Here is a 4,240-nt window from a genome sequence, read left to right as displayed (position 1 = left end):
CCGCCGGCTGCGGCTGGACGATGCCAGCAGCCAGCGGGATCCGGGCACGGTGGCCTATCTGCCGCAGGCCCCGCTGCTGCGCACCGGTATGCAGCTGCGGGAAGTGCAGGGTATTGTCGACCAGCGCTTTGATGGCGACTACCGCCTGCAGCTGACCGCACCGCTGACGCTAGATGAGGTGCGGCGTCCACCCCAGGCACCGACCGTGCCGGGCGGTGTGCGCATCGCCGCGTTCAATCTGGAGAACTATTTCAACGGGGACGGCAAGGGCGGTGGCTATCCGACCCTGCGCGGCGCCAAGACCGCCGAACAGCAGGTCGCGCAGCAGGCCAAGCTGGTGGCCACCATCCGTGGTCTGGGTGCCGACGTCGCCGCGCTGATGGAGCTGGAAAACGACGGTTACGGTCCGGGCTCGGCGATCGACCAGCTGGTGCGCGCGCTCAACCAGGGCCACGGCCGGGACGGTGACTGGACGTTTGTCGATGCCGGACGCGGCCCGGGCGACAATCCGATCCGCGTCGGCATCATCTACCGCAGCACGAAGGTGCGCCCGCTTGGCAAACCGGCGGTGCTGGAGCGCGAGCCGTTCGGCGAACGCAGCCGGGTGCCGCTGGCCCAGGCTTTCCGCGTGGGTCGCAGCGGCAAACCGTTCGTGGTCGTGGCCAACCACTTCAAGTCCAAGGGCTGCTCCAACGCCAGCGGTGCCGATGCCGACCAGAACGATGGCCAGGGCTGCTGGAACGCCACCCGGGTGGCGTCGGCCAAATTGCTGCACCAGTGGCTGCAGGGCGATCCGACGCGCAGTGGCAGCCGTGACGCGGTGCTGCTGGGCGACTTCAACGCCTATGCGATGGAAGACCCGATCCGCCAGTTGAAAGCCGATGGCTGGCAGGATGCTTTCACGCTGGCTGGCGTGGAGCGGCCCTACAGCTACGTCTACAACGGCCTGAGCGGGCGGCTGGACCACGCGCTGCTCAGCCCGGGCATGGCGGCGCGGTTGAAGGGCGCTGCCGAATGGCACATCAATGCCGACGAGGCCGATGAGGCCGGCTACCAGGGGCGCAATGTGCCCGGCCCATGGCGCAGTTCCGACCACGATCCGCTGCTGCTGGGCTTCGAGCCGTAAGTCGCAGCAGCTGATCGCACGCCTGCCCGGACGGGGCAGACAACCCGGGCAGGCAGGTCGCGGCCGTTGCCGCACCTGGCTGTTTTCATTGCAGCGTGCCGCGGGCGATCAGCCCGATCGCCACCACCGCCAGCGCCAGACCGGCGCGGTTCCAGCCGCTGGTGCGCTCACCGAAGGCAAGTACACCGACCAGCGTGCCCAGACATACCACGCCGATGTTCATGCCGGCGAAGATCGTCGCCGGGCTGTGCGGCAACGCCTGGTGCGCCCGCACATAAAACAGGATGTTGCCGAAGTTGAGCAGGCCCAGCAGCAGCCCATAGCCGAAGTTGCGGGCGGTGAGTGGCGCCGCGCCGCTGAGGTGGCGGTGCAGTTGCCAGCCCAGCATCAGCACGAAGGCGATGGCGAAGCTGACCAGCAGCGCGGCGGTGGACGGCGTGCCGGCCGCGGCCACCTGCTTGAGCAGGATGTCGATCAGCGCAAAACCGGCCCATACCGCCAGCAGCCAGCGCCAGCTGGCAGGCGTGGCGCTGGTTGTTCCACCATTGCGCGCGCTGACCCCGATGATCGCCAGCAGACCCAGCGCCAGCCCGGCCAGCTTCCAGCTGTTGGCCTGCTCGCCGAACAGCACGAATGCCGCGCCCAGCGAGATCAGCAGGGACAGCCGCTGGGCGACATCGCTGCGGACGATACCGGCCTCGCGCACCGCCCGTGCCAGCACCAGGAAAATGGCCGGCAGCGCCACCGCCAGCCCCAGCAGCGCCGGCCACGGTGTGTGTGCGCTGTGCAGCGATTGCAGCGAGGGCTGCAGCACCAGCAGCGACAGCCCGCTGGCCGCCAGATAGTTCCAGGTCACCGCCTGGGCGATATCGATACCGCGGCGCGGCGCCAGTTTCAGTACCACCGAAACCAGCACGCTGCAGATCACACTCAACATCAGGAAAAGCATCGGACGGGGCGACCGTGAAGGGCGTGGCGGTGAAGCCGCCGGGCGGGGCCGGTATTATGGACGCATGCAAACGCCCCCATTTCCCCACGAATCGGCGACGTTGGCCCTGGAAGGCCCGGCCGGGCCACTGGAAGTCGCCGTCGACCTGCCCGATGGCGACGTCACGCCGCGTCCGGTCATCGCTGTTATCTGCCACCCGCTGTCCATCGAAGGCGGCAGCATGCACAACAAGGTGGTGACCATGGCCGCGCGCGCGTTGCGCGAGCTGGGTATCACCACGGTGCGCTTCAATTTCCGCAGCGTCGGCGCCTCGGCCGGGACCTACGACAACGGTGTCGGCGAAACCGATGACTTGCGTGCAGTCGCCCACTGGGTGCGCAACCAGCGTCCGGACAGTGCCTTGTGGCTGGCCGGTTTCAGCTTCGGTGCCTATGTCTCGCTGCTGGCCACCGGTGCGCTGCAGCCGCAGGCCCTGATCTCGATCGCCCCGCCGGTCGGGCGTCGCACCTGGGATTTCAGCCAGGTGCAGCCGCCGGCCCACTGGCTGGTGGTGCAGGGTGATGCCGACGAGGTGGTCGACGCCCAGGCCGTCTACCAGTGGCTGGAGTCGCTGGACAACCCGCCACAACTGGTGCGCATGCCCGACACCTCGCATTTTTTCCATCGCAAGCTGATCGACCTGCGCGGCGCGATCCAGCATGAAGTGCGGCGCTGGCTGCCCGACGACAGCAACTGAGCATGGACGCCATGACTCCCTCGCAGCGCTACGCCGCCGGCGTGGCCCGCAGCGACTGGCGCGATGACGTGGCCCAGCACGCGGCCCTGGCCGAACTGGACCGCATCCACGAGGCCATTGTCGATTCGGCGCAGGATGGCTGGCTGGACCGCCTGTCCGCCTTCTGGAAGAAGCCCGAGCCGGTCAAGGGCCTGTATTTCTGGGGCGGCGTCGGCCGCGGCAAGACCTTCCTGGTGGACCTGTTCTACGACGGCCTGCCGATCCGGGAAAAGTACCGCACCCACTTCCACCGTTTCATGCGCGGCATCCACGAGCAGCTGCGCGAGCACCAGGGCCAGAGTGATCCGCTGGCCAGGATCGCCCAGCAGTGGCGCAGCCAGCTGCGTGTGCTGGTGCTGGACGAGTTCTTCGTCACCGACATCGGCGATGCGATGCTGCTGGCGCGGCTGCTGGAGCGGCTGTTCGCCGAGGGCGTGACGCTGGTGACCACCTCCAACACGGCGGTGACCAACCTGTACCTCAACGGGCTGCAGCGCGAGAGCTTCCTGCCGGCCATCGCGCTGCTGGAAAAGCACTGCGTGGAGCTGTACGCCGAAGGCACCGAGGACTACCGGATGCGCGCGCTGACCCGGTCGCCGGTGTACCGCGCGCCGCTGGCGGCCGACAGCGATGCGTGGCTGGGCGGCCGCTGGAAGGAGCTGTCCGGTGCCGAGGACGCACGCGCCGGCAACATCCAGATCGAAGGCCGCAAGATTCCGGTGCGTGGTCGCGGCAAGAGCATCGTCTGGTTCGACTTCGCCGCCCTGTGCGAGGGTCCGCGCGGGCCCTCGGACTACATCGAGATCGCGCGCGAGTTCAACACCGTGCTGCTGGGCGGCATTCCGCACTTCGACCGCATGAACGAGGATGCCGCGCGACGCTTCGTCAACCTGATCGACGAGCTGTACGACCGCCAGGTCAACCTGGTCTGCACCGCGCAGGACCCGCCGCCGCTGCTGTATTCGGGCACCCGTCTGGCCGGGGCGTTCGAGCGCACCGCCAGCCGTCTGATCGAAATGCAGAGCGCCGAGTACCTGGGCACCGAACACCGCAACTGAACCCTCTCCCCGGACGCGCGGCCGCGCGTCCGGGGATTGACCCCGTTGCGCCTGCCCGTGCGTTTGCTGTCTCCGTCTGCCGCCCCGCGCGGCCAATCCGCCCACAGGCGTACGGAGGTCCCATGAAGCAGGCAACAGGCAGTGCACGGCAGCTGCCGGTGAAGTCGCTGGCGTTTGCGTTGACGTTGCTGGCGGGTCTGCCGGCCACTGCCGGCGAGCCGGTATGGCCGGACCCGGCGGCAACTGCGGAAACCGCACTGCAGGCGCCCACGCCCAAACGTGAGCGGCAGACGCGTCCGAACTTTCGCGCTCCGGCGGCCACGGTCTGCAGC

General features: G+C 68.4%; 5 protein-coding genes. 4 read left to right on the top strand and 1 reads right to left on the bottom strand.

The annotated features are described in order from the left end of the window. The coding region (locus JCM9942_RS11545; RefSeq protein ID WP_054659806.1) for an ExeM/NucH family extracellular endonuclease at positions 1-1,126 on the top strand (1,126 nt) is incomplete at its 5' end. Positions 1,127-1,211: 85 nt separating this feature from the next. On the opposite strand, the gene JCM9942_RS11540 is transcribed toward JCM9942_RS11545, so the two are convergent. Further along, positions 1,212-2,075, bottom strand: a complete 864-nt coding sequence (locus tag JCM9942_RS11540; RefSeq protein WP_054659804.1) for an EamA family transporter — start codon at positions 2,073-2,075, stop codon at positions 1,212-1,214. Between the two features lie 64 nt (positions 2,076-2,139). On the opposite strand from JCM9942_RS11540, the gene JCM9942_RS11535 reads away from it, so the two are divergent. The 3 genes from JCM9942_RS11535 to JCM9942_RS11525 all read left to right on the top strand — a co-directional run. Next, complete coding sequence (locus JCM9942_RS11535) at positions 2,140-2,811, top strand: alpha/beta hydrolase (RefSeq protein ID WP_054659802.1); 672 nt, start codon at positions 2,140-2,142, stop codon at positions 2,809-2,811. 2 nt (positions 2,812-2,813) lie between these two features. Beyond that, entirely contained in the window at positions 2,814-3,908 is a 1,095-nt protein-coding gene (zapE, locus tag JCM9942_RS11530) for a cell division protein ZapE (protein ID WP_054659800.1), read from the top strand. A 122-nt stretch (positions 3,909-4,030) separates the two neighbouring features. Beyond that, a partial coding sequence (locus JCM9942_RS11525; protein ID WP_054659798.1) for a hypothetical protein occupies positions 4,031-4,240 on the top strand: 210 nt, incomplete at its 3' end.

The organism is Stenotrophomonas pictorum JCM 9942 (assembly GCF_001310775.1).
Classification (GTDB): Bacteria; Pseudomonadota; Gammaproteobacteria; order Xanthomonadales; family Xanthomonadaceae; genus Stenotrophomonas; species Stenotrophomonas pictorum.
This window is presented reverse-complemented; position numbering and strand designations above follow the sequence as displayed.

What these genes read in the sequence shown, in the direction of transcription:
- JCM9942_RS11540 (WP_054659804.1), bottom strand. Translation starts at nt 2,075, where the DNA reads ATGCTTTTCCTGATGTTGAGTGTGATCTGCAGCGTGCTGGTTTCGGTG.
- JCM9942_RS11535 (WP_054659802.1), top strand. Translation starts at nt 2,140, where the DNA reads ATGCAAACGCCCCCATTTCCCCACGAATCGGCGACGTTGGCCCTGGAA.
- zapE (WP_054659800.1), top strand. Translation starts at nt 2,814, where the DNA reads ATGGACGCCATGACTCCCTCGCAGCGCTACGCCGCCGGCGTGGCCCGC.